Raw genomic sequence first — 24,340 nt, forward strand, 5'->3', positions numbered from 1 at the left:
ACTCATCCCTGGCACCCCTCGATGACATCGGCGAAGCACAACCAGTTGTCGGGGAACAACCACGGCAGACCGACCTCGGCGTAGTTGCCGTTGCCCCAGGCGTTGGCCAGGTAGCGCACCGACACCGGGGCGATCGACAGCAGTCGGTCGAGGTTCTCCTTGTTCTTCTGCAAGCCCTCGGCCATCGTGTTGAGCTGGTCGAGCGTCGGGCCGAGTTTGGCGTCGTTCTGCGCGCCGATCTCCTGCAACTGCCTGGTCAGCGTCGAGACGCCGTCGAGCAGTTGGCGCAGCAGTTCCTGCCGTTCCATGACCCGGTTGGCGATGGCGTCGCCCTGGGTGATGATCAGCAGCACGCTGTTGCGGTTGTCGGCCAGCAGTTGGGTGACCTTGTCCAGATCCTTGAGCAGCTGGTCGACCTCGGTCTTGCGGGCGTCCATCACCTTGGCCAGCGCGCCGACGCTGTCGAGCGCCTGCGCGACCAACTGCGGGGAATCCCCGAGCTGGGTGTTGACCAGGTTCAGCGATTCGGCCAGCTTGTCGGTGTCGAGCGCCTCGAACTTCGGGGTGCCGATCTGCACCACGTCGGCCAGGTTGTAGGGGACCGTGGTGTTGGACACCGGGATCCGCTTGTCCTTCAGCCCGGACCCGTCGCCGGGTTCCAGATCGACGTAGCGCGCGCCGAGCAGCGTCGCCATCTTGATCGAGGCCTTCGCGTCCGGACCGAGGTTGACGCCGCGGTCGACGTTGAGCGTCAACAGCACGTGCGTGCCCTCGAGTTCGGCGCCGGAGACCGTGCCGACCGAGACGCCCGCCACGTTCACCTTGTCACCGACCTTGATGCCCGCGGCCTGCACGAATTCGGCCTTCACCGACTGGTCACCGACGCCGATCAACCGGAACACGCTGGAGACGACCAGCATGACCACGATCAGGACGGTGCCGAGCACACCGAGCCAGAAGTACTTGTTCGACTCGAACCTCTGCTTGAGCGTCGTCATCAGCGGCACACCGCCGAATGCGAGTTGCCGCCGATCTGGGACACCAGACCGCGCGGGAACAGGACCCCGTACAGCGAGATGTCCAGACTGCACAGGTAGGCGTTGGCGTAGCTGCCCTCGGAGGTGAACCGGCCCGCGTTGGCCAGCACACCCGGCAGGTCGACCGCGGCCTGATCCAGTTGCGCGCCTGTCGCGATGAGCAGCGTCAGCGCCGCGCTCGTCGAGTTCTGGGCGGTCTGCAACTTCGGCTGGATCTTGCCGATCATGTCGACCATCGACGTGGTCGCCGAGGCGATCTGCACCGTCGACTGCTGCAAGGACTGGCCCTGCTCGTACAGTCCGCCGATCAAGGACCTGGTCTGGGTGATCAGCGTCTCCAACTCGTCACCTCGTTTCGCCAACCCCGCCATGACGCCGGACAGGTTGGTGATCACATCGGTCAGGATCGCGTCGCGGCGCTGGAAGTCCGAGGCCAGCGTCGCGGCCTGGGTGATGAACGCGCTCAGCGACACTCCGTCACCCTGCAACGCCTGGATGAAGGTCTCCGACAGGCGGTTGACCTGTTCGGGCTGCAACACCTGGAACAGCGGCTGGAAGCCGTTGAGCAGGGCCGAGACGTCGAAGGACGGTTCGGTGCGCTCCAGCGGGATGCTGGCGTTGTCGCGCAGCGCGGCCGGACTGGCCGCCTGACCCGGGGCCAGCGCGATGTAGCGCTGGCCGATCAGGTTCTGGTAGCGGACCAGCGCTTTGGTGTCGTCGTAGAGCGTCTGGTCGCGCTGCACGATGAAGGTCACCTTGGCGTCGTTGCGGCCGTCGAGCTCGATCTTCTCGACCTTGCCGACACGCACGCCCGCCATCCGGACGTCGTCGCCCTCGCGCAGGCCCAGCACGTCGCTGAAGGTGGCCGAGTAGGTGTTGGTGTCCCCGGCGACGATGCGCGCCAGGGTGTTCCACACGACCACGGTCACCAGGACCGAGATCAGCGCGAAGATGGTGAAGCCGATGAGTGGTTTGCGGATACTCATCGGCCGCCTCCGGAGTCGCTCACTTGCACGGTTCCGTTCCTCAGGATCGCGCCCAACAGCAGATATTCGGTGGCCGTCGGCTTACGTCCGAGCACCTGCGCGATGGCGTCGTCGCCACTGTAGGAGATCGGCGCGGCCGCGGGCCGGGTCTGCGGTTCGGCGGGCGCGGGGTTCGCGGCGGGCGCCGGGGTGATGCCCGGGATGCCGAAGATCGGCGGCAGCTGCGGGAACAGTCCCTCCAGCGGGGTGCCGGCGAACGGCTTCGGCGTGTCGCCCTCGGGCAGCGGCACCGCGGTGGTCGTCAGACCGGGCAGCACCGGCAGACCCGGGATCGGGATCAGCGGGGGCAGGCCGTCGGAGGCGGCCAGGCGTGTCGGCCGCAGGTTCGCGGGCAGCGGCGGCACCTCCACCTCCGTCGGCGCGGTGAAGCAGCTCGGCCCGGCGAGTTCGCCGTAGCGCGGGCAGTCCGCGGCGGTGTTCGGCTGGTACGGAGTGAACGTGATGCCCAGGTTCCACACCATCTGCTTCTGCGGACCCCAGGTGAAGACCGTGTTCAGCTTCGTCACCGAATTGCCCAGGTTGACGATCGCCTGGGTGACGGCGTTCGGGTCGGCCGCCAGCGCGCCGAAGGTGTCGCTGGTGCCCGCGGTGACCTGCTTGCCCAGATCGGGGTTGCGGGCGAACAGGTTGTTGACCGTGTCCACGGTGTCGCTCGCGCCGGTGATCAGCTGCACCAGTTGCGCGCGCCGGTCGGCGATGGTCCGCGCGGTCTGCACGGAGGAGCCGAGCACGTCGAGCAGTTCCGGCGCGGACTGTTCCAGCGCGCCCACCGAGGCGGACATGTCGCCAAGGAACACGCCCAGATCCGGGATGGACTGGTCGACGGCCAGCAGCCAGCGATCCAGACGTTCGACGGTCGAACCGGGCATCCGGCCGCTGCCGTCCAATGCCTGCGACAGGGTGCCCAGCACCCGGCCGAGCTGGATCGGGTCGATCTTGTCGAAGACGTTGCGCACCGCGGTCAGCGTGTCCTGCAACGCGATGGTGCCCTGACTGCGGTCCTCCTCGATGATCGCGCCCTCGGAGAGGAACTGATCGGAGGGACCGTTGAACACCAACTCGACCGAGGTGACGGCGAACAGGTTGCTCGGCACCACCCTGGCGGTCACGTTCGACGGGATGCCGCCGGCGAACTCGGGCTTCAGCTCGATGTTCACCTTCTGGAGTTCGCCGCGCTCGGCGACCTGCACGTCGTCGACCGCGCCGACCAGCACACCGCGGAACTTCACGTCCGCGTCGGAGGGCAGGCCGTCACCGGTGGTGGACAGCTCGGCCGTCACCCGGACCTTGGGAACGAAATAGCCCTGGTAGCGCGCATAGAGGAAGCCGAAGATCAGCGTGAGCACCACGAGTCCGCTCACGCCCGCTATCAGCAACTGCCGCATGGTGGGCCCGCGCCCACTCGGATCGAGAATCATGCTTTACCCCGAGATCCGGATGCCTGGGTCGACTCCCCAGATCGCCAACGTCATGAACAGATCGGCGAAGACGACCAGGATGATGCACATCTTGATCGCCCGCCCGGCCGCGACACCGACGCCCTCGGGACCGCCCGAGGCGAAGAAGCCGTAGTAGCACTGGATGAACGTCGTGATCGCGACGAAGAGAATGGCCTTGAGCAGCGAGTAGATCACGTCGGTCGGGATCAGGAATTGGTAGAAGTAGTGCTGGTAGGTGCCGCTGGCGGTGCCGCCGATCAACTGGACGGTGACCGAGCAGGAGATGTAGGCCAGCGCCAGACCGACGCAGTAGAGCGGGATGATCGCGATGATCGCCGCGAAGATCCGGGTGCTGACCAGGTAGGGCAGCGGTCGGATGGCGATCGACTCGAGCGCGTCGATCTCCTCGGAGATGCGCATCGCGCCGAGTTGAGCGGTGAATCGACAACCGGCCTGGGCCGCGAAGGCGAGTGCCGCGAGCAGCGGACCGAGTTCGCGGGTGGTGGCGAAGGCCGAGATCGCGCCCGTGATCGGGCTCAGACCGAGCAGGTTGAGCGAGGTGTGGCCCTGGATGCCGACGGTCATGCCGCCGAAGGCGCTCAGGATGATGACGACGCCGATGGTGCCGCCGCCGACGATCAGATTGCCGTTGCCCCAGGTGACGTCGGAGAGCAGACGCCACACTTCCTTCGGGTAGTGCTTGAGCGCGATCGGGATCGAGCCGAGCGAGCGCAGGAAGAAGAAGACCTGGTGGCCGAGGCGGGCCAGCATGTCCACGGGAGCGTTCGCGCCGCGCCGGAGAGCCTTGAGAGGCCGAAGCAGCGGCGGTACATAGGTTGACGACACCGGTCAGACCACCTGTGGGGGGAAGAGTGCGTTGTAGACCTGGGTGATGATCAGGTTCACGCCGAACAGCATCACCACCGAGGCCACCACGGCCGAGTTCACCGAGTTGGCGACGCCGCCGGGACCGCCACGGGTGTTGAGGCCCGTATCGCAGGCGATGATGGCGGCCAGCAGACCGAAGATCACCGATTTCACCAGAGCCACGAACAGGTCGCGGGTGACCGCGAAGGACGAGAACGTGCCGATGTAGGAGCCCGGGGTACCGCCCTGGGCGAAGATGTTGAACACGTAGCCGGTCAGGAAGCCGACGAAGACGACGAAGCCGCAGAGCAGAACGCTGACCAACATAGCGGCGCCGAGTCGAGGGGCGACCAGGCGGCGCAGCGGGTCGACGCCCATGACCTTCATGGCGTCGATCTCTTCGCGGATGGTGCGCGAACCGAGGTCGGCGCAGATGGCCGATCCGACCGCGCCCGCGATCATGAGCGAGGTGACCAGGGGTGCGCCCTGTTGGATGATGCCGAGGCCGTTGGCCGCGCCGATGAACGAGGTGGCGCCGACCTGACCGGCGACCGCGCCGACCTGGATCGAGACGATCACACCGATCGGAATGGCCACGAGCAGGGTGGGAGCCGCGGCGACGTTGGCCATGAACGCGCACTGCCGGATGAACTCGGCGAAGGGGAACCGCTTGCGGAAGATCGAGACGAACAACTCGGCCACCGCGGCGATCCCCATGGTGATCTGCCTGCCGAAGGTCTCCAGCGAGCGTTTGGGGTGGTCCTCCCAATACGCCCTCGTCCAATCGACCGCATCACCTATCCGTGACCCTGTGGGTGGACTCTTGGTCGACTGCACTGGCTAACCCCTCTCGACGCCGGTTGGCTGCCCCGACGACTTGTTTGCTTGACGCACCTTACTACGTAGTAAGCCAGAACACAGCATCCCTGTGTGATTGCAGTCATAGACAAGTGTCACTACGTCGTAATGGTCGCGACATACGGTACCCATTTTGGTGCGAACACCAAATTCCCGGTCGGTTTCTCTGGAACAAGTTACAGCTCACAGCCCTGACGAGGGGGTCGGAGAGGCATTCTCGAGTCAATAACTCGGAATTCATTCATCTAAATATCTTCTGTTTTCCGGTCACAATCGGATCAAGCTCCGTTGTCCCTCAAACACAAACTCGAGCGTTTCGGGTGAGGTCTGTAATAGGAGTTCGCTATCTCCGAAAATTGAGACACGCTATATCAGTTGTCCGAAACCTGGAGCGGGTGCGGGTCGAGGACCCGAGACGCGCCCGAGACCGAATACTGACACGATGGGTGCGACAGATTGATATCGTGCGGATTTCCGACACCTGGAGGGACATGTTCAGCACAATCGCCAAGACGGTGCACGCCGTCTTCGCCGTAGCCCTCGGCGCGGCACTGCTCGGTGCCGGCACCGCGGACGCCGCGGGTCCGCCGGTGATCGGCGGTGGTTCCGGCATCATCATCGACAACCAGTACGAATGCACGGTCACAACCGTCGGCTACGACGGCGCGGGCAGACTGGTCGGACTCACCGCGGGACACTGCGGCGACGCGGGCGCGCAGGTCTGGGCCGAGTCCGATCGCGACGCCGGGCAGATCGGGCGATTCGTCTACTCCAACTCCGACCTCGACTACGCGATCATCCAGTTCGACCAGGGTGCGATCACGCCGGTCAACCGGGTCGGCAACGTCACCATCACCGGCGTCGGCGGCCCGGCCGCCTTCCCGATGATCGTCTGCAAGGAAGGCCGCACCACCGGCAACACCTGCGGCATCTCCTGGGGCGACGTCTTCGGCACCAACATCGAGACCTGGAGCCAGATGTGCGTCGTCGAAGGTGACTCCGGCGCGCCGGTCGTCGTCGGCAACACGCTGGTCGGCATGGTCAACGCCTACCTGGCGGTCGCCTGCTTCGGACCCGAGGTCGGCACCAACATGAGTACCATCGTCGGCGACATCAACGCGCGCGGCGGAATCGGGGCGGGCTTCCGGCCCATCTAGTTCCACCGCACACGTCGGGGTCCTCGACGGCACGAACCCCCACCGGGCGGGCGCACCACGCGCCCGCCCGGTGTCGTTTCGGTCGGACTTCAGCCCGCTCGGGTCCGCTCGGTCCGGGGAGCGAGGGCGGGCGCGGCGACGCCGCATTGGGGCAGGCAGTCCACTTCGTCCAGGCGCGGTGCGCGCTTCGGCGGGCGGAGCAAGGTCACCGCCACCGCCGATCCGACGAGCAGCAGGCCCACGCAGATCAGCATCGCCGTTCCGAATCCGGCGTCGAAAGCGTCGGGATCATCGAGCGCGCCGGAGAGTCCGGCCAACCCCGGCAGCGCCGCGACGGCGAGCAACTGCGCCGTCCGGGCGACGGCGTTGTTGACACCCGAGGCGATGCCCGCCTCCGTCGCCGGGACCGCGCCCAGCACCGCACCCGTCAGCGGGGCGACCAGCACGGCCAGGCCGAGGCCGAAGACCAGCACGCCCGGGAGGACGTCGACGAGGTAGCCGCTGTCGGGGCCGATCCGCAGCAGGAGCAGCAGACCCGCCGCGGCCAGCAGCGGACCAAAAGTCAGCGGTAGCCGCGGACCGTGCCGCTGCGCCCATCGTCCCGCGGGCGCGGACAGCGCCAGCATGATCAGGGTGATCGGCACGGTCGCCGCGCCCGAGAGCAGCGGCGAATAGCCGGCGACCAGTTGCAGTTCCAGCACGAGCAGGAAGAACACCCCGCCCAGGGCCGCGTAGACGGCGAGGGTGACCAGGTTCGCCACCGTGAACACCCGGCCGCCGGTGCCGGGTGCGCCCGAGAGCGTGCCCGCGAACAGCGACGGCGGCACCAACGGGTGGTCACTGCGCATCTCGATCGCGACGAAGACCGCCAGCAGCGCGGCGCCGAGGCCGAGCAGCGGCCAGGACACCTCGATCGCACCGAAGGTCAGCGCGCCGAGGGCGAGCGCGACCACCAGCGCGCCGGGGATGTCGAGGCGGGTGGGGGCGTCGGGGTCGCGGCTGTCTGGCACGTGCCGCATCGCGACCACGACGACGATCACGATGAGCGGGACGTTGACGAAGAAGACCGCCTGCCAGCCCGCGACCTCGATCAGCCACCCGCCCAGGAAGGGCCCCAGCGCTCCCGCCACACCGCCGAAACCGGACCACAGACCGATGGCCGCCCCCCGGTCGCGCTCATCGAGGGACGAGGAGATCAGCGCCAGACTGCCCGGGGTGAGCAGCGCGCCCGCGATGCCCTGGAGGATGCGCGCGGCCACCAACATCTCGATGTTGACCGCGAACCCGCACAGCACCGAGGCGATACCGAAGCCGACCGCGCCCCAGACGAAGACCTTGCGCCGTCCGAGTTTGTCGCCCAGCGAGCCGCCGAGCAGGATGAACGAGGCCAGCGTCAGGGTGTAGCCGTTGAGGGTCCACTGGAGACCGGCGACGTCGGTGTCGAGCGATTCGCCGATCCGGGGCAGCGCGATATTGACGACGGTCGCGTCCAGCGAGGCCACCGACGATCCGAGGATCGTGGCCAGCAGGATCCAGCGACCGGCCGCCGAACCTAGCCGAGGCGACTCCGGGGGCACCGCTCCAAACTAGCGGTGCCCCCGGAGTCCGGTCGGGTGAACGGACGAGTCCGGCCGTTCACGGTTGCGCGAGGCTCGGGCTCCCGGGCGTTCAGGGTTCCCGGGCGTTCAGGGCTCCCGCGACGCTCGGAGTTGCCGGAGACTCAGAGTTCCTCGACGCAGACGACGAACTGGCGCTCTTCGTAGGTGAACCCGGTGCCGCTGCCGCACGAGCCGGGATCGGAGGTGCCCTGCGCGATGTTGGTCACCCGGATCGTCTGGACGCCGCGCTCGGAGCAGTCGATGCGCTTGGGGTCGTCGCCGCCGACGTCCATGCAGCCGCCGACCACCCAGTCGATGTCCAGGCACAGCGCGCCCTGTTCGACGCCGTTGAGGGTTTCGGCGTAGTAGTTGTCGCGGTCGCCGACACACCCGGTGCTGGTGGTGGCCTTGCCGATGACCTTGTAGTTGGAGGCGCGCGAGCCGCAGGACGCCTTGGTGATGGTGGCGTCGTTGGTGGTGCCGCCGAGGGTGACGCAGTCGCCCACGCTGGCCTGGAAGTCGGTGTTGCCCCCGCGCGTGGTCGTGGTCGGGCGGGTGGTGGTGGGCCTGCCCGAGGACGGACGCGGCGGCGTCTTCGGAGTGCTGGTGGTCACCGCGTCGATGGTCCCGTTCTCCAGGGCCGGTTGCGCGGTGCCGTCGATGGTCGCGCTACAGCCGACCACGAGTGCGAGTGTGGCGGCCGCCGCACCCACGACGAGGGCGACACGACCGAAGAGTTGGTGACGAGACACGAAACAGTCCTCCCGAGCTGCAACGCTCCGAACTCAAACACCCCCGTGAGAATCCGAAGTTGACCTATACCTTGCTTGCGATATCACGCAATGCATACACCATCGTTAACACGGCCGTCGACTCGGCGGGCGGAACCGGGGAGCAGGGGTGCGCGCCGGCGCGGGCGGCATCCGCCGGACCCCGCGGCCGGACCCGCCGCCGCGCGGTCCGGTGATTTGTGTCACGAAAGTGTTTGGTCATCCCCGAAACCGGACGGACCGCAGGTTTGCTCGCCGGACACTGGCACACCCGCGCCACCGGCCCATATGACCAAAGTCGGCCCCCACCAACGGGTTATGTGTGACAGACCACATCTGATAGTCGCACCGAATCAATCCTCCGGGGCACTGGCTTCGGTTCGGAACGGACGGTAGTAAAGACGGGGTCGGGGCCGATGTACCCCGTAGGGCCCGCCTTCCCGCGCGGTGACCCACGAGCGCTTTCGCAGGCTCTACGCCAATGAGATATCCCGTGCGCGCTCCGGCGTGCCCGGGTGCAGGAAATGGACGAGAAACCTATGCATGCCGCTTTCCGCACCAGAACGTCGCCCCGCTCCTCGGGAGGCAGGCCCTCGGGCCTGATCGGGCGCGGCGTTCTAGCGGCCGCGGCGATCGCGGCGGCGAGCGCCCTGATCGTCGTGCCCGCGCAGGCCGACCCGGCGATTCCGGGGATCGGCTCCGGCTCGGCCAACGGCACGGCCACCGAGCCCACTCCGCCGCCGGTCACCTTCGCCCCGCCGAACCTCAACATCGCCGACGGCGAGACCGTGGGCGTCGCGCAGCCGATCGTGATCACCTTCAAGGAACCCGTGGCCGACCGGGCCGCCGCCGAGAACGCGATCAAGGTCACCGCCTCCAAGCCCAACGCCGGCCACTTCACCTGGCGTAACGACCGGCAGGTGCGCTGGCGGCCGAACGACTTCTGGACCGACAACACCGACGTCCGGGTCGAGGCGGCGGGCACGACCAGTTCGTTCCGCATCGGCGACGCGATGGTCAGCACCGCCGACGACTCGACCCACACCATCACCGTCACCCGCAACGGCGAGGTCGTGAAGACCATGCCGACCTCGATGGGCAAGACCGGCCACGAGACCCCCAACGGCATCTATTACGTCAGCGAGCAGTTGGCGAAGATGACGATGGACTCCTCGACCTACGGCGTGCCGGTCACCGATCCGGAGGGCTACAAGATCGACGTCGAGTACGCCTCGCGCATGTCCAGCAGCGGCATCTTCGTGCACGCCGCTCCGTGGTCGGTGGCCCAGCAGGGCGTGTCCAACGCCAGCCACGGCTGCCTCAACGTGAGCACCGAGAACGCCAAGTGGTTCATGGAGAACACCGGCAAGGGCGACCCGGTCATCGTGGTCAACACCTCGGGCGGCACGCTGAGCACCGCCGACGGTCAAGGCGACTGGAACTGATTCACCCGTTCTCGGAAACCCGCACCCCCTTGTGGCGTGCGGGTTTTCGGCTTTTCGGGCCGTTGCGTCCCGCGCGACCACTCCGGGGAGGAAGATGTTCAGCGTGTCGTCGGCGCATGTTAACCGATGATTTGCTACGCGCCGTAGCCTTTTCGCGGTGCGAACCAGTCCGGAGCGAGTACTGCCCCGGCCCCGCGGCACGGGGCCGCGGAATCGTCCGTGGCGGGATCACGCGCTGTTCCTGGTCCTGGTCGGACCGAACCTCGCCCTGCTGACGCTGTTCGTCTACCGCCCGCTGATCGACAACATCCGGCTCTCGTTCACCGACTGGAACATCTCCGACCGCTACGTCACCTACATCGGATTCGCCAACTACCGCGAGTGGTTCGGCCGCTCCGACACCTGGCAGATCGTGTCGAACACGGTGATCTTCACCGTGGCCGCCGTCGTGGGCAGCATGGTGATCGGACTCGCGCTCGCGCTGCTGCTGGACCGGAAGCTGTTCGGCCGCAACGTCGTGCGCTCGGCTATCTTCGCGCCGTTCGTCCTCTCCGGCGCGGCGATCGGCGTCGCCTTCCAGTTCATCTTCGACCCGAGCTTCGGCCTGGTCCAGGATGTGTTGCGGCGCATCGGCGTCGACTCGGTGCCCGACTTCTACCAGAACCCGCGCTGGGCGCTGTTCATGGTGACCCTCACCTACATCTGGAAGAACCTCGGCTACACCTTCGTCATCTATCTCGCCGCGCTGCAAGGGGTTCGGGCCGAATTGATGGAGGCCGCCGAGATCGACGGCGCGAGCCGCTGGACCACCTTCACCAGAGTGCTGCTCCCGCAACTGCGCCCGACCACGTTCTTCCTGTCGATCACCGTGCTGCTCAACTCGTTGCAGGTCTTCGACATCATCAATGTGATGACCCGCGGCGGACCGTTGGGCACCGGCACCACCACCATGGTCTACCAGGTCTACGAGGAGTCCTTCCGCAACTTCCGGGCGGGCTACGGCGCGACGGTCGCGACGATCATGTTCCTGGTCCTGCTGGTGGTCACGCTGCTCCAGGTGCGCGTCATGGATCGGGGCGACCGATGAGATCGACCGCCGAGACCCGCGCCTACCGCCGTCGCCGCACCGCCGTGACGGTGCTCGGCTACGCGGCCATGGTGTGCGTGCTGATCCTGGTCGGCATCCCGCTGTTCTGGATACTCATCACCTCGTTCAAGGACCGGCCCGACATCTACACCCAACCGGCGGTCTACTGGCCGCGCAGTTGGCATCCGGAGAACTACACCCACGCCACCACCACGCTGCCGTTCTGGACCTTCCTGCGCAATTCGCTGATCGTCACCGGCGTCGTCGCCGCGGTCAAATTCGTGCTCGGGGTGTTCAGCGCCTACGGACTGGTGTTCCTGCGCTTCCCCGGCAAGACGCTGCTGTTCCTGATCATCATCGCCGCGCTCATGGTGCCCAACCAGATCACCGTGATCTCCAACTACGCGCTCGTCGCGCAGTGGGGCTGGCGCAACACCTTCCAGGGCATCATCGTGCCGCTATGCGGGGTCGCCTTCGGCACCTTCCTGATGCGCAACCACTTCCTGTCGCTGCCCGCCGAGATCATCGAGGCGGCGCGCATGGACGGCGCGGGCTGGTGGCGGCTGCTGACCCGGGTGGTCCTGCCCATGTCCGGGCCGACGATGGTCGCCTTCGCGGTGGTCACGCTGGTCAACGAGTGGAACGAATACCTGTGGCCGTTCCTGATGGCCGACGACACCGGCGTGGCCACCCTGCCGGTCGGCCTGACCCTGTTGCAGAACACCGAGAATCCCAGCGTCACCAACTGGGGGCCGGTCATGGCGGGGACGCTGCTGACCATGCTGCCGATTCTCGTGGTGTTCCTGCTCCTGCAACGCCACATGATCAAGGGCCTCACCTCCGGTGCGGTCAAAGGTTGATCCGAACAGGAGAGACGAAGTGTCCCGATCACTTTCCACCGCAAGTCAGGCCCTGTCCCGACGCGGCTTCCTCGGCCTGACCGGCGCCGTCACCGCGGGCGCGGCGCTGACCGCCTGCGCGGGCAGCGGCGGCGACTCCGGCGAGGGCGGCGACGCGAACACCCTCACCTTCTGGTCCAACCACCCCGGCACCTCCAAGGATTTCGAGCTCGAACTGATCAACCGGTTCCAGGCGAAATACCCGGAACTGAAGGTCACGCTGGTCGACGCGGGCAAGAACTACGAGGAGGTGTCGCAGAAGTTCAACGCGGCACTGTCCGGCGGCGAACTACCCGATGTGGTCGTGCTCTCGGATGTCTGGTGGTTCAACTACGCGCTCAACGGCACCATCGAACCGCTGGACGGCCACTTCGCCGACGCCGGCGTGAAACTCGACGACTACGTCGACTCGCTCGCTGCGGACTACCTGTTCGACGGCAAGCACTACGCGCTGCCCTACGCCCGCTCGACCCCGCTGTTCTACTACAACAAGGACGTGTGGTCCAAGGCCGGTCTGCCCGACCGCGGCCCGCAGAGCTGGCAGGAATTCGACGAGTGGGGTCCGCGCATCCAGGCGGTCGTCGGCGACGGCAAACTCGCCCACGGCTGGGGTGACGCCAAGAACTACCTGGCCTGGACCTTCCAGGGCCCCAACTGGACCTTCGGCGGCGCGTACTCCGACAAGTGGACGTTGAAGTTCACCGATCCCGGCACCGTCGCTGCGGGCCAGTTCCTGCGCGAGATGATCCACACCAAGAAGTACGCGGGCATCAAGCCGCAGATCGCGGTCGATTTCGGCACCGGCGTGATCGCCTCGACCATCGCCTCCACCGGCGACCTGCGCGGCATCGCCAAGAACGCCGAAGGCAAACTGCAATTCGGCACCGCGTTCCTGCCGCACCCGAACGGGCCCGGCGTGACGACCGGCGGCGCGGGCCTGGCGATCCCGGCGCGGATCTCCGATCAGCGCAAGGTCAACGCGCTCAGATTCATCGAATTCGTCACCAACGCGCAGAACACCGCGTACTTCTCGCAGAACACCGGGTACATGCCGGTGCGCAAGTCGGCGGTGTCCGACCCCAGCGAGCAGGAGTTCCTGACCAAGAACCCCAACGCCCGCGTCGCCATCGACCAACTGCCCCTGACGAAATCGCAGGACTACGCGCGCGTCTTCGTGCCCGGCGGCGACCAGATCATCGGCACCGGACTCGAGCGCATCGGCTTGCAGAACGCCGACCCGGCCACCGTGTTCGCCGACGTGACCACCCAGTTGCAGACCATCATCGACCGACAGATCACCCCGAAGCTGCCGAAGTAACATGGCCACAGTGCATTTCGACGGGGTGACGCACCGCTACCCGGGTGCGCCCGCACCCGCGGTCGACCACCTCGACATCGAGATCGCCGACGGGGAGTTCCTGGTCCTCGTCGGCCCCTCGGGCTGCGGCAAGTCGACCAGCCTGCGGATGCTCGCCGGCCTGGAATCGGTGGAGCAGGGGCGCATCCTGATCGGCGACACCGATGTCACGGGCCTGCCGCCGCGGGCCCGTGACGTGGCGATGGTGTTCCAGAGCTACGCGCTCTACCCGAATATGACCGTCGCGCAGAACATGGGATTCGCCCTGCGCAACGCCGGAATGAGCAAGGCCGACACGCTGACCCGGGTGACCGAGGCGGCGAAGATGCTCGAACTGGAAACGCTGCTGGACCGCAAACCCGCCAAACTGTCCGGCGGGCAACGTCAACGGGTCGCCATGGGCCGTGCGATCGTGCGCAGGCCGCGGGTGTTCTGCATGGACGAACCGCTGTCGAATCTGGACGCGCAACTGCGGGTCAGCACCCGCGCCCAGATCGCCGCGCTGCAACAGCGACTCGGCACCACCACCGTCTACGTCACCCACGATCAAGTGGAGGCCATGACGATGGGGCACCGGGTCGCGGTCCTGCGCGAAGGCCGTCTCCAGCAGGTCGCCGCGCCGCGGCAACTCTACGACGATCCGGTCAACACCTTCGTGGCCGGCTTCATCGGGTCGCCGGGCATGAACCTCATCGACGTCCCGGTCGAAGGCGGTGACGCGTTGCTCGGCGAATTGCGTATTCCCCTGCCGCGCAGTGGCACTACGGATCAGCCACGCGGCGACACCACGGACCAGGCGGGCGAGAGTACCGAGAAACTCTCGGGCAGCGGCACCGAGGATCAGTCACGCGCTCTCACCGCGAAACGGGTGACGCTCGGTATCCGGCCGGAATCGTGGCGGACGCACAGCGGTCCCGAGGACAGCGTCACCGTCGACGCCGAATTGCTCGAGGAACTCGGCGCGGAATCGTTCGTCTACGCACACGGCGACGAAACCGTCACGTGGCGCAGTCGATCCGGGCGCATCGTCGCCCGGGTCGACCGGAAACTGCGCGTCGTGCCGGGCGATCGGCTGTATCTGCGGCCGACCGTCGAGGAGATCTACTTCTTCGACGCGGAATCCGGCCTGCGACTGCGCTGAACCGCAGCCGGATTCCGCACGGCGGCTACCAGATCCGTACGCGCTCGGCGGGTTCCAGGTACAGCGAGTCACCGGGACGCACGTCGAACGCCTCGTGGAAACTGTCGATGTTGCGCACGACGGCGTTGCAGCGGAACTCCGGCGGCGAATGCGGATCGATCGCGAGGCGGCGGATGGCCTCCTCGTCGCGCGCCTTGGTGCGCCAGACCTGGGCCCACCCGTAGAACACCCGTTGCAGACCGGTGAGCCCGTCGATGACCGGCGGTTCCGTCTCGCCCTGCGCGATCCGGTAGGCGGCCAACGCGATCGACAAGCCGCCGAGATCGCCGATGTTCTCGCCGATGGTGAAGCCGCCGTTGACGGTGTGCTCATCGGGCAGGGCGGCGGGGGACAGCACGTCGTACTGGGCGATCAGCGCGGCCGTGCGCTTGCCGAATTCGGCGCGATCGTCGTCGGTCCACCAGTCGACCATGTTGCCGTCGCCGTCGTACTTGGCGCCCTGATCGTCGAAGCCGTGGCCGATCTCGTGACCGATGACCGCGCCGATGCCGCCGTAGTTCGCGGCGTCGTCGGCGTTCATGTCGAAGAACGGCGGTTGCAGGATCGCGGCCGGGAAGACGATCTCGTTCATGCCCGGGTTGTAGTAGGCGTTGACCGTCTGCGGGGTCATGAACCACTCGTCGCGGTCGACCGGCGCGCCGATCTTGGCCATCTCGCGGTCGTGTTCGGCGGCGTGGCCCATGCGGTAGTTGCCGACCAGGTCGGCCGGGTCCACCGTCACCGCCGAGTAGTCGCGCCACCGGTTCGGGTAGCCGATCTTCGGGGTGAACTTCTCCAGCTTCGCCAGCGCGGCCTTCCTGGTCTCGGGGCCCATCCAGTCCAGCGCGCCGATATTGCGCCGGTAGGCCTCCTGGAGGTTCTCGACCAGTTCCACCATCCTGGCCTTGGCCTCGGGCGGGAAGTGCTCGGCCACGTACAGTTTGCCGACGGCCTCGCCGAGCAGGTCCTCGACCAGCGCGACGCCGCGCTTCCAGCGCTCCCGGTTCTGCTGCGCGCCGGTCAGGGTACGGCCGTTGAAGTCGAAGGCTTCCTCCACCAGCGCGTCGGTGAGGAACGCCGCGCGCGAACGCAGCACCCGCCAGGCCGCCCACGCCTTCCAGTTCTCGAACGACGCCTCGGTCCACAGCCGCGTGAACGCGGTCAGGTAGTCGGGCTGCCGCACGATCACCTCGTCCAGCAGGCCCGCGCCGGTGTTCGGCACGCCCTCGGCGAGCGCGTCGGCCCAGGCCGACCAGGCGAAATCGGGGTGCCGTTCGGCCAACTGCGCGCCGGTGACCAGGTTGTAGCCCAGTTCGGCGTCGCGGCGACGCACCACATCCCAGTGGCCCGCGGCCAGGCCGCGCTCGATCTCGAAGACGCGCTCGGCCACGGTGTCGAGGTCGGCGGGCAGCAGACCGGACAGGCGTTCGTCGGCGGCGGCCAGCGCGAACATCCGGCCGATGTGGGCGATGTAGCGCTCGCGGATCTCGGCGAATTCGTCCTGGCGGTAGTAGGACTCGTCGGGCAGGCCGATCCCCGACTGCGCCAGGTGCACCAAGTACCGCTCGGAGTTCTTGGCGTCGGTGTCGACGTAGAAGCCGATCGCGCCGCCGATGCCGGTGCGCTGCATCCGGCCCAGCAACTCGGCCAGCCCGGCCCGGTCGGGGGCCGCGCGCACGGCTTCCAGTTCGGGGGCGATCGGCCCGAGGCCCACCGCGGCGACGGCGTCGGTGTCCATGAAACTGGTGTAGAGATCGCCGATCTTGCGGGCGTCGCTGCCCGGCTCGGGGTCACCGGCGGCCGCGTCGAGGATGATCTTCTGGACATCCAGTTCGGCCTGGTCGCGCAGGGCCAGGAAGGCGCCGTCGACGGCGCGGTCGGCCGGAATGGCGTGCTCGGTCAGCCACTTGCCGTTGACGTGCGCGAACAAGTCGTCCTGCACCCGGACGGCGTCGTCGAGGAAGGTCAGATCGATACCGGAGGGAGTGATCGGAGCGGAAGTCACGATCTCCAGTATTACCGCAACTCCGGATCACGCGGCGGCGCGTGATCGGCCCCGACCCGCTGCGGCGCGGCCGGGGTCGGGGGAGCGGTGGTCAGACGGACAGGGCGACCCGGTCGAACTCCCCGTCGCGGACGCCCGCGACGAAGGCGAGCCATTCCGCCGGGGTGTAGGTGAGGGCGATGTCGCCGTGCCGCAGGACGGTTCCGCCGTCGACCCCGGGGCGGGCGGTCGGACGATCGGTCGGGGCATCCGCCGCGAGCGCGGTCAGGAACGCCGTCCACTCGGCGGTCGTCACGGTGATGATCGGCTCGTCGGCGGGGAGGTTGGCCGGATCGCGGCGGTACTTGCTGTCCCGGATCTGCACCGCGTCACCGACGAAACGGACCTCGACACATTGGTTGCCGTTGTTGGACCTCGACGATGTGAACCAGCCGGGACAAACCGACCGGAGGGTTGCGGTGGTGGTCATGGGCGGATTTTACACCCGGGCACATGCCCTGATCAGGGCCAACGACTCCGCCCGGCTCAACGACTGCTCGAGGGCGCGCAGATAGGCGAAGCCCAGGTCACGCACCAGGTCGGGGTCCTCGACGGCGCCGCCGAACACCGCGTTCTCCACCCAGCCGAAGGTGGGTAGTCGCTCACCGCAGAAGTCGAGCAGGTGGAAACTCGACCCGCCGAGCACCGCCCCCGCCGTGGCGGCGAACGGGATGACCCGGATCTCCACGGTGTCCAACTCCTCGCCCAGCGCGAGCAGGTGCTCCAACTGCCCGCGCAGCACCTCGGGCCCGCCGATCCGCTGCCGCAACGTGGCCTCACCGATCACCGCGGTCAACTCCACCCGTTGCGCGCCGCGCAACCGCTCCTGACGGCGCAACCGGATCGCCACGAGTTGTTCCACCTGCACGGGCCGGATCATCACATCCGCGCTGATCAGCGCCCGCGCGTACGCCTCGGACTGCAACAGGCCCGGCACCACCAGGCTGTCGTAGCTGCGGATGCTCTGCGCGCCGAACTCCATGCCGTAGAGGCGCTGGAGTTCCGCGCCGATCAGCGCCGAGGACTTCGCCCACCATCCCCGTTGTTTGCCGGCGTCCAACAACGTCAGCAATTCGGCGCGTTCCTCGGCGTCGATCTCCAAGATCTCGAGCACCGGAGCGATGCTGTCGGTGGTCAGCACCCGGCGTCCGTTCTCCACGTGCGACCAGTTCGCCGGGGTGAACCCGACCCGCCGCGCGAAGGTCGCGGAATCGAATCCACGCTGTTCCCGCAGCTCACGAAGCCTCAGGACCAACTCCCAGCGGGCGACGGTCGGCGAGACGGGTGCCATGCCGACGGATGCTACGCCGGCTCGACTCACCCGTGTGTGACTATTGTCAATCGAGTTGCCCGGAGCTAGGCTGCCGAGTTAGCCGCAGATTCGCCCGTCCCACGCGAGACGAGGTACGTCATGATCGAAGGCCCGGAAAGCCTATCCGGAACCACCATCCCCGATCGCCCCCTGCCGCCGCCGACCGCCGAGGACTACACCGCGGTCCAGGACGCCTTCGCCCGCTGCCGTCGCTATCGCAAGGACCACGGTCTCTACGCCGTCGTCGAACCCGCGCTCGGCCGGATCATGCTCGAAGTGGGCGCGGTCGGCGCGGTCGTCATGCCCGCGGGCCTGGGCAACCGCGTCCGCGCGCACCTGGCCGCCGACGGACAGATCGCGGCGGGACCGATCATCACCCACCCGCGCTCGGACCGGTGGACCTTCCTCACCGGCCCGACCGACAACTCCTACCTGGACATGGTGCTGTTCGCCGACCTGTTCCGGGTCTGCGCCTCGGTGGCACTGCCCGGCAGCCACATCGTGCTGCCCTCACCGGCCGACGAACTCAGCGGCTACCGGGACTGGATCGCGCCGCCGCTGGGCGACTACCGACCCGCGCTGCCCGACGTCATCGCCGCGACCCGGGCCTGCGCCACCCCTAGGGGGACGGCGGTGGAGTGAGCGTCACACTGAAGCGATCCTGGATGCGGTCCTGCCAGTCGCGTTCGCACTGCTCGATCTTCGCCTGGTCGCCGTTGGCGTCGTTGACGCACTCGGTGAAGTCCGCGCCGCCGGTGTCCTGGAAGATCTTCCACCCCAGCAGCGAGATCGCCGTGGCCGCCACGATCCCGATCAGCCCCAGGATCAGGCCCGTGATCGCCATGCCTGTCCCCGAACCCGTGCCGCGCCGCGCCTTGACCAGGGCGATGATCGCGAAGATGACGGCGAGGATGCCGAACAGGAACCCGCCGACCAGCACCAACAGTCCGACCAGCGCCAACAGTCCGAGCACCAGCGCGGTGATCGCCATGCCCTTGCTCTTGGGTGATTCCTGCCAGTACCCACCGCCCGGCGGAGGCGGGTACTGACCCGGCGGCGGGGGAGGGTACTGACCGGGCGGGTATTGCGACATGATCGTCCTCTCGGTCGGCTGCCTGGAGATCGCGCCTACACCGTCGCGATGTTAACCGCCCGCGCCCCGCGCGCGCCCGACAGCGAGTCAGTGGCCCCCGAGTCGCGCGTGCATCTCCCACACCAGGATCTCGGCCGGGCCGTGCGCGGTGACCCGCTGGCCCCCGGTCCTGGTCAGGCGGACGGCGTCACCCTCGTACAGGGTGCCCACGCCCTCCATCTCGACCTCGCCCGCCGCCACGAACAGATGCGTGTAGGGGGCGTCGGGCAGGTCGATCGCGCGTTCCGGATCGCCCGGCATCCGCGCCACGTGCAGGGCCGAATGGGTGCTGTTGATGGTGATGGCGGTGCGATCGCGGTAGCGCGGCAGCCCCGAGGCCACCGTGACCAAGCCGCCGCCCGCGAGTTCGTCGTCGATCTCGAGTTGCTGATAGCCCGGTTCCAGGCCGGGTTCGTCGGGCACCACCCACATCTGGACGAAATGCACCGGGTCGTGGTGTTCGGCCGCGCCGTCGACGCGCCAGGAGTCGTTCTTCTCCGAATGCCGGATGCCGGTGCCCGCGCTCATGCGCTGGGCCAGTCCCGGGTAGATGACACCGTTGTGGCCGAGGGAATCCTGGTGCACCAGACTGCCGCCGAGCACCCACGTGACGATCTCCATATCCCGGTGCGGATGGGTGTCGAAGCCCTGACCGGGCGAGACGACGTCCTCGTTGTTCACCAGCAGCAGACCGTGATGGGTGTTCTCGGGGTCGTAGTGCTCCCCGAAGGAGAAGGAGTGCTTCGAATCCAGCCAGGAGACTCGAGTCTTCATGCGGTCGCCGCCGCGATGGACATCGATGTGTGGTGTCGTGAGTGTGGACATCGTGGTCCTCCTCTCGGGACCGTGCACCGATCACCTTTCAGGGTAGGAGTGCGTACGGGGGCGTACTCCGAATTCCTAGTAAATTGTCCTGCACTCGGCATTTTACGCGAGCGACCGGCAGGTGAACGGCAGGCGAGCACTACCGACCGGTACCCGGAATCGGAGGGCGGCGAAGTATGGTACCGCGACGACGACTTCGCGGGGGACCACGGGGATTCGTAACGTGATGCGGCACAACGTAACCGGAGGTGACAGTCAGATGCGACCCGAGCAACTCGCCGGCATCGAACACGAACTCCGCGCCGCCGCGCGCGCCGAAGGGATCGGCGATTTCGTGGTGGGCGTCGCGGTATTCCGCGACAGCAAACTCCTGGTGGTCCGGCGCGTGCCGAACGATTTCCACGGCGGTCTCTACGAACTGCCGGGCGGCGGCGTGGAATCGGGGGAGAGTTTCGTCGAATGCGTCGGGCGGGAACTGTTCGAGGAAACCGGACTCCGCGTGCGATACATCACGAAATTCCTCGGCGCGATCGACTATGCCACCAGGAGCAAGGCCAGGGTGCGCAAATTCAGCTTCCTCGCCGAGGCCGACGCGGGGTCGATCGCGCTGGACCCGGGCGAGCACGACGCCTACGCCTGGATCGACCCGGCCGAGCACGACTTACTGCCGATGTCGCCCGACACCCGGCAAATCATCGGCTCGCTCATCGCCACCGCGGATTCGCACCGTCCCGCGTGAGGCGGCACGCCACCGGACCCGGCACAATCGGCGGCGTGAGCACACCTCGCCCGCTACCCACCGGCGAGCCGAGCGCCGCCGACCCGGCGACCTCGCGCTGGGCGCTGTGGTGGTCGGCCCTGCGGGAGCGGCCCGCCGTCGCGCGACTGGCCGCCGTCCGATTCGCCGGGCAGTTCGGTGACGGCATGTTCCAGGCCGCGCTGTCGGGCGCGATCCTGTTCAACCCCGAACGCGAGACCGACCCGCTCGCCATCGCCGCCGGTTTCGCGGTGCTGCTGCTGCCGTACTCGCTGATCGGACCGTACGCGGGCGCCCTGCTGGACCGCTGGGACCGGCGCAACGTGCTGGTCGCGGCCAACCTGGTGCGCGCCGCGCTGATCGGCGTGACCACCCTGGCGCTGTTCGCGGGCGTCGCGGAGACGCCGTTGCTGCTGCTCGCGCTCGCCGTCGTCGGGGTGAGCCGGTTCGTCATGGCCGGGGTGTCGGCGGCGCTGCCCAAGGTGCTCGCCCCGCAGTGGCTGGTGCCGATGAACTCGCTGCTGGCCACGGTCGCCTCCGGATGCGCGGGCGTGGGCGCGGCCGCCGCGGTGGCGATCATCGGGATCGTCGGCGCGGGCGACACCGGATCGGCCGCGGCGGTGGCCGCCGCGGGCGTGGGTTCGCTGCTCAGCGTCGCGGTGGCGCTCGGCTTCCACGGCCGCGAACTCGGCCCCGACCCGGTCGGCGCGGTCGGCGTCAGCGCGGTGGGCGCGGTGGCCACCGGACTGCGCAACGGCGCGCGGGCGGTGTGGCGCGCGCCGCAGGTCACCGCGGCGATGATCGGCATCGGCACGCACCGGATCGTGTTCGGCGCGAACACGTTGGTCATGGTGCTGGTGCTGCGCCGCGAAGGCGCGGAAGGCGGCGCGGGCGGCGGACTGCTCGGTTTCGGCGTCGCCATCGCGGCCACCGCGACGGGCATGCTGCTGGCCGCCCTGTTCGCCCCCGTGCTCATCCCGCGCCTGGGCCGCCCGCGCACCGTCGTCGCCGGACTGTGCGTCGCCGCCGTGGTGCAGGCGGTGTTCGTCACCCCGATCGCGATCGCGCAGGCGGGGGCCGCCGCCGACCGGGCGCACGTGCTGCTGCTCGTGGGCGCGTTCCTGTTCGGCCTGGCCGGGCAGACGATCAAGCTCACCGGCGACGCCGCCATGCAGATCGACATCGACGACACCCACCGCGGGCAGGTCTTCGCACTCCAGGACACCGTGTTCAACATCGCCTTCGTGGCTGCCATCGCCGTGACAGCAGTCCTCGTGCCGACCGACGGCCGTTCCCTGCCGCTGGTCGTCGCCGGTGCGGTGGTCTACTGCGCGGGCATCGCGGCGGTGCTGCTCACCCTGCGCCGCGAAGGTCAGCCCGCGGCCGGGTGATCGGCGCTGCCGAGCAGGCGTCCGCGCTGGTCGGGGACAGCGCCGGCGTGATGCGAGGAATCTTCCATGCCCTCGAATACCGGACGCCGGAGCGGGTATTCGGACAGGACGTCCTCGAGGCCCTTCGCGAGCACATCGTCCGTTTCCGAACTCGTGTCCGGTAACGGACCCGTGCGCACTATCCAGTCCAAGGGCTCGGCGGAAGCGTCCGCCGCCGCGCCGGTGATGTGATGGTTCCAGAGGCCCTGCCCCGTCGGGTCGGTGTAGAAGTGGTCGAGCAGGCCGTCGTCATCGAGATCCAACGCGGCGATATCGGCGACGCCGGACCCCGAGGAATCCCACAGCGCGTCGTCGGCGAGCCCGTCACCGTCGAAATCGAGACGGACCGCGTCGGGAACACCGGTGCGCGCCAGGTCCAGATCCGCCTGCGAGGACCAGACGTGGACGACGCCGTCGCCCGTCCCGAACACGTACTCGATCTCGTCCATATGAACTTGGACGTCCACCCTCGCGATCCGGTTCCGTCATTTCGGGCGCGCGCACTCGGTGCGTCGCGGTCCGGTCGGGTAAGTTGATCTCCCCGCGACCCGAATCGACAGGGGAGTCAACGAACTCATGGGACTGCTGCGGAGAAGGCCGGCACCGCCGACCTTGATCGGGGTCGCTCTGCTCGGAATCCTCGCGCTGCCGGGCAGCACCGCGCACGCCGGTCCCGCCCCGTGGATGCCGCGCCCGGTGAACCTCTGCGGCGAGATCGGCCTGGATCCGCTGCTGCGCGAACCCGATCCGAAATCACCGCCGCCCCCGCTGGTGGAGATCCCGCCGCAGATCGACATCCCCATCCCGTTCCCGGAGATCACCCCGGTCCCGCCCGATCCGCCGCAGGACAACACCCGGATCGTGCCGGAACCGCTGCCCGAGGACCCGTGCCGCAACCCCTGCCCCGACGTGCGCGACACGCCGAAATGGGAAGAGGACGCCGCCGAGCCGGAACCCGCGCGCGACCTGCCCTGGCTGCCGCGCCTGAACATCCGGCCCGAGATCGAACCGATCCCCATCCCCATTCCCGGCGAGGGCGGCGACCCGCCCCAACCCGCGCCGCCGCACGTCGTGTACCCCGATGCGCCGGGCCCGGTCTCGGCCGTGCCGTCCGTGCCGCGGGTGGAGTCCACCGAACTCGTCTCCCAGGTCACCGGTCCGGGCTCGCCCAACCGCACCGACATGCGCTGGCAGGTCGACGGCACCGATCTGGGCCTGATGTGGGAGACCGAACCGGGCAAGGTCGCCGTGGTCTTCGGCGACACCTTCGGCAAGGGCTGGACCTACGGCGGCTTCGGCGGACCGGACTGGCGCAGCAACGTCCTCGGCTTCAGCACCGACACCGACCTGGCCGACGGGCTCACCCTCGACACCATGGTGCAGGACAGCCGCTGCCACGCCGCGGAGTTCCTGGCCAGCCGCAAGATCAAGAACTGGGAGAACACCGTCATCCCGACCTCGGGATTCGCCCTGGACGGCAGGCAGTACCTCAGCTACATGTCGATCAACCACTGGGGGCGCATCCCCGGCACGTGGTCGACCAACTACGGCGGCATCGCCTGGTCCGACGACGGCGGCCACACCTGGACCAAGGATCAGCACGCCCGCTGGGACAACTTCTTCGGCCTCGGCCGGTTCCAGGTGTCCACGATGGTGCCGCAGGGCGACTACGTCTACATGTTCGGTACCCCGCAGGGCCGCCTCGGCGTGACCGGTCTGGCCCGGGTGCCCAAGCACCAGGTGCTCAACAAATCGGCCTACCAGTACTGGGTCGACGGCACCTGGGCGCCCGCCGCCGAGAACCAGGCTTCCCCGCTGTTCTTCGGCGTCGCCAGCGAGTTGTCCGTCCGCTACGACCAGGTCGCCGGACGCTGGCAGATGGTCTACCTGGATTCGCTGCGCGGCGCGATCGTGCTGCGCGAGGCGACCAGCCCGCAGGGCGTCTGGTCCGAACCGGTGCCGCTGATGGCGACCGAAAACTATCCGAAAGCCTACGGCGGCTTCATCCACCCGTGGTCCACCCCGACCGACCTGTATTTCACGATGTCGTCGTGGGACACCTACAACGTCTTCCTCATGCGGACCCGCCTGGGCAGGTGA

Annotated in this window: 23 protein-coding genes; 10 read left to right on the forward strand and 13 right to left on the reverse strand. The window is 67.9% G+C overall.

The features are described 5' to 3' along the window. Nucleotides 1–2: 2 nt before the first annotated feature. The 5 genes from ON30_RS27385 to ON30_RS27405 are packed head-to-tail and all read right to left on the reverse strand — an operon-like array spanning nt 3 to nt 5,226. Nucleotides 3–998, reverse strand: a complete 996-nt coding sequence (locus tag ON30_RS27385; RefSeq protein ID WP_040711730.1) for an MCE family protein — start codon at nt 996–998, stop codon at nt 3–5. Further along, nucleotides 998–2,023: an MCE family protein gene (locus ON30_RS27390; RefSeq protein ID WP_040711609.1), complete on the reverse strand. Its 1,026-nt coding sequence runs from the start codon at nt 2,021–2,023 to the stop codon at nt 998–1,000. The genes ON30_RS27385 and ON30_RS27390 overlap by 1 nt, the downstream gene beginning before the upstream one ends. Then, nucleotides 2,020–3,501 (reverse strand): MCE family protein, encoded by a 1,482-nt coding sequence (locus ON30_RS27395; RefSeq protein ID WP_040711611.1) that lies wholly within the window; start codon nt 3,499–3,501, stop codon nt 2,020–2,022. Before ON30_RS27395 ends, ON30_RS27390 begins: the two co-directional genes overlap by 4 nt. A 3-nt stretch (nt 3,502–3,504) precedes the next feature. Next, nucleotides 3,505–4,368, reverse strand: a complete 864-nt coding sequence (locus ON30_RS27400; RefSeq protein WP_040711613.1) for an ABC transporter permease — start codon at nt 4,366–4,368, stop codon at nt 3,505–3,507. 3 nt (nt 4,369–4,371) lie between these two features. Beyond that, nucleotides 4,372–5,226: an MlaE family ABC transporter permease gene (locus tag ON30_RS27405; RefSeq protein WP_040711615.1), complete on the reverse strand. Its 855-nt coding sequence runs from the start codon at nt 5,224–5,226 to the stop codon at nt 4,372–4,374. A 512-nt stretch (nt 5,227–5,738) separates the two neighbouring features. Between ON30_RS27405 and ON30_RS27410 the strand changes: the two genes are divergently transcribed. After that, on the forward strand, nt 5,739–6,404 hold the full coding sequence (locus ON30_RS27410) for a chymotrypsin family serine protease (protein ID WP_051030046.1): 666 nt from the start codon (nt 5,739–5,741) through the stop codon (nt 6,402–6,404). An 89-nt stretch (nt 6,405–6,493) separates the two neighbouring features. Here ON30_RS27410 and ON30_RS27415 read toward each other — a convergent pair whose 3' ends face one another. Beyond that, on the reverse strand, nt 6,494–7,981 hold the full coding sequence (locus tag ON30_RS27415; RefSeq protein ID WP_040711617.1) for an MFS transporter: 1,488 nt from the start codon (nt 7,979–7,981) through the stop codon (nt 6,494–6,496). Between the two features lie 143 nt (nt 7,982–8,124). Next, entirely contained in the window at nt 8,125–8,754 is a 630-nt protein-coding gene (gene lppU, locus ON30_RS27420; RefSeq protein WP_040711619.1) for an LppU family putative lipoprotein, read from the reverse strand. Between the two features lie 542 nt (nt 8,755–9,296). Between lppU and ON30_RS27425 the strand changes: the two genes are divergently transcribed. From ON30_RS27425 to ON30_RS27445, 5 genes are all read left to right on the forward strand, one after another. After that, nucleotides 9,297–10,217, forward strand: a complete 921-nt coding sequence (locus ON30_RS27425) for a L,D-transpeptidase (protein ID WP_040711622.1) — start codon at nt 9,297–9,299, stop codon at nt 10,215–10,217. Nucleotides 10,218–10,374: 157 nt separating this feature from the next. Beyond that, nucleotides 10,375–11,304, forward strand: coding sequence for a carbohydrate ABC transporter permease (locus ON30_RS27430; protein WP_040711625.1), 930 nt, complete (start codon nt 10,375–10,377; stop codon nt 11,302–11,304). Then, complete coding sequence (locus ON30_RS27435) at nt 11,301–12,164, forward strand: carbohydrate ABC transporter permease (protein WP_040711628.1); 864 nt, start codon at nt 11,301–11,303, stop codon at nt 12,162–12,164. Before ON30_RS27430 ends, ON30_RS27435 begins: the two co-directional genes overlap by 4 nt. Before the next feature lie 19 nt (nt 12,165–12,183). Further along, nucleotides 12,184–13,521: an ABC transporter substrate-binding protein gene (locus tag ON30_RS27440; protein ID WP_245554244.1), complete on the forward strand. Its 1,338-nt coding sequence runs from the start codon at nt 12,184–12,186 to the stop codon at nt 13,519–13,521. Between the two features lies 1 nt (nt 13,522). Continuing rightward, a complete protein-coding gene (locus tag ON30_RS27445) occupies nt 13,523–14,701 on the forward strand; it encodes an ABC transporter ATP-binding protein (RefSeq protein ID WP_040711630.1) in 1,179 nt (392 codons plus the stop codon). A 25-nt stretch (nt 14,702–14,726) separates the two neighbouring features. Here the strand turns inward: ON30_RS27445 and ON30_RS27450 are convergent, their stop codons facing one another. The 3 genes from ON30_RS27450 to ON30_RS27460 form a co-directional block, all read right to left on the reverse strand. Continuing rightward, nucleotides 14,727–16,754: a M13 family metallopeptidase gene (locus ON30_RS27450; protein ID WP_373282639.1), complete on the reverse strand. Its 2,028-nt coding sequence runs from the start codon at nt 16,752–16,754 to the stop codon at nt 14,727–14,729. 82 nt (nt 16,755–16,836) lie between these two features. After that, nucleotides 16,837–17,214: a DUF397 domain-containing protein gene (locus ON30_RS27455; RefSeq protein ID WP_040711635.1), complete on the reverse strand. Its 378-nt coding sequence runs from the start codon at nt 17,212–17,214 to the stop codon at nt 16,837–16,839. 9 nt (nt 17,215–17,223) lie between these two features. After that, on the reverse strand, nt 17,224–18,075 hold the full coding sequence (locus ON30_RS27460; RefSeq protein WP_040711638.1) for a Scr1 family TA system antitoxin-like transcriptional regulator: 852 nt from the start codon (nt 18,073–18,075) through the stop codon (nt 17,224–17,226). Between the two features lie 120 nt (nt 18,076–18,195). Here ON30_RS27460 and ON30_RS27465 point away from each other — a divergent pair, with 120 nt between their 5' ends. Continuing rightward, nucleotides 18,196–18,738, forward strand: coding sequence for a hypothetical protein (locus ON30_RS27465; protein WP_245554245.1), 543 nt, complete (start codon nt 18,196–18,198; stop codon nt 18,736–18,738). On the opposite strand, the gene ON30_RS27470 is transcribed toward ON30_RS27465, so the two are convergent. Both ON30_RS27470 and ON30_RS27475 read right to left on the reverse strand, forming a co-directional pair. Next, complete coding sequence (locus tag ON30_RS27470; RefSeq protein WP_040711641.1) at nt 18,716–19,189, reverse strand: DUF4190 domain-containing protein; 474 nt, start codon at nt 19,187–19,189, stop codon at nt 18,716–18,718. The two genes, ON30_RS27465 and ON30_RS27470, sit on opposite strands and share 23 nt — an antisense overlap. An 87-nt stretch (nt 19,190–19,276) precedes the next feature. Continuing rightward, nucleotides 19,277–20,053: a pirin family protein gene (locus tag ON30_RS27475; protein WP_040711644.1), complete on the reverse strand. Its 777-nt coding sequence runs from the start codon at nt 20,051–20,053 to the stop codon at nt 19,277–19,279. Between the two features lie 259 nt (nt 20,054–20,312). On the opposite strand from ON30_RS27475, the gene ON30_RS27480 reads away from it, so the two are divergent. Beyond that, nucleotides 20,313–20,792 (forward strand): NUDIX hydrolase, encoded by a 480-nt coding sequence (locus ON30_RS27480; RefSeq protein ID WP_040711647.1) that lies wholly within the window; start codon nt 20,313–20,315, stop codon nt 20,790–20,792. Nucleotides 20,793–20,896: 104 nt separating this feature from the next. Beyond that, on the forward strand, nt 20,897–22,201 hold the full coding sequence (locus tag ON30_RS27485; protein ID WP_040711740.1) for an MFS transporter: 1,305 nt from the start codon (nt 20,897–20,899) through the stop codon (nt 22,199–22,201). Here ON30_RS27485 and ON30_RS36430 read toward each other — a convergent pair. Beyond that, the gene (locus tag ON30_RS36430; RefSeq protein WP_051030047.1) at nt 22,183–22,689 is read right to left on the reverse strand and encodes a hypothetical protein; all 507 of its coding nucleotides are present in this window, start codon (nt 22,687–22,689) and stop codon (nt 22,183–22,185) included. The genes ON30_RS27485 and ON30_RS36430 overlap by 19 nt on opposite strands. A 127-nt stretch (nt 22,690–22,816) precedes the next feature. Here ON30_RS36430 and ON30_RS27495 point away from each other — a divergent pair, with 127 nt between their 5' ends. After that, on the forward strand, nt 22,817–24,340 hold the full coding sequence (locus ON30_RS27495; protein ID WP_040711650.1) for a glycoside hydrolase family 183 protein: 1,524 nt from the start codon (nt 22,817–22,819) through the stop codon (nt 24,338–24,340).

This window comes from Nocardia takedensis NBRC 100417, assembly GCF_000308695.1.
Taxonomy (GTDB): domain Bacteria; phylum Actinomycetota; class Actinomycetes; order Mycobacteriales; family Mycobacteriaceae; genus Nocardia; species Nocardia takedensis.

Excerpts from the sequence above, each read along its gene's own strand:
- ON30_RS27460 (WP_040711638.1), bottom strand. The coding sequence starts at position 18,075 with ATGGCACCCGTCTCGCCGACCGTCGCCCGCTGGGAGTTGGTCCTGAGG.
- ON30_RS27385 (WP_040711730.1), bottom strand. The coding sequence starts at position 998 with ATGACGACGCTCAAGCAGAGGTTCGAGTCGAACAAGTACTTCTGGCTC.
- ON30_RS27495 (WP_040711650.1), top strand. The coding sequence starts at position 22,817 with ATGGGACTGCTGCGGAGAAGGCCGGCACCGCCGACCTTGATCGGGGTC.
- ON30_RS27470 (WP_040711641.1), bottom strand. The coding sequence starts at position 19,189 with ATGTCGCAATACCCGCCCGGTCAGTACCCTCCCCCGCCGCCGGGTCAG.
- ON30_RS27390 (WP_040711609.1), bottom strand. The coding sequence starts at position 2,023 with ATGAGTATCCGCAAACCACTCATCGGCTTCACCATCTTCGCGCTGATC.
- ON30_RS27480 (WP_040711647.1), top strand. The coding sequence starts at position 20,313 with ATGCGACCCGAGCAACTCGCCGGCATCGAACACGAACTCCGCGCCGCC.
- ON30_RS27445 (WP_040711630.1), top strand. The coding sequence starts at position 13,523 with ATGGCCACAGTGCATTTCGACGGGGTGACGCACCGCTACCCGGGTGCG.
- ON30_RS27395 (WP_040711611.1), bottom strand. The coding sequence starts at position 3,501 with ATGATTCTCGATCCGAGTGGGCGCGGGCCCACCATGCGGCAGTTGCTG.
- ON30_RS27475 (WP_040711644.1), bottom strand. The coding sequence starts at position 20,053 with ATGTCCACACTCACGACACCACACATCGATGTCCATCGCGGCGGCGAC.
- ON30_RS27410 (WP_051030046.1), top strand. The coding sequence starts at position 5,739 with ATGTTCAGCACAATCGCCAAGACGGTGCACGCCGTCTTCGCCGTAGCC.
- ON30_RS27425 (WP_040711622.1), top strand. The coding sequence starts at position 9,297 with ATGGACGAGAAACCTATGCATGCCGCTTTCCGCACCAGAACGTCGCCC.
- ON30_RS36430 (WP_051030047.1), bottom strand. The coding sequence starts at position 22,689 with ATGGACGAGATCGAGTACGTGTTCGGGACGGGCGACGGCGTCGTCCAC.
- ON30_RS27465 (WP_245554245.1), top strand. The coding sequence starts at position 18,196 with ATGATCGAAGGCCCGGAAAGCCTATCCGGAACCACCATCCCCGATCGC.
- ON30_RS27455 (WP_040711635.1), bottom strand. The coding sequence starts at position 17,214 with ATGACCACCACCGCAACCCTCCGGTCGGTTTGTCCCGGCTGGTTCACA.
- ON30_RS27435 (WP_040711628.1), top strand. The coding sequence starts at position 11,301 with ATGAGATCGACCGCCGAGACCCGCGCCTACCGCCGTCGCCGCACCGCC.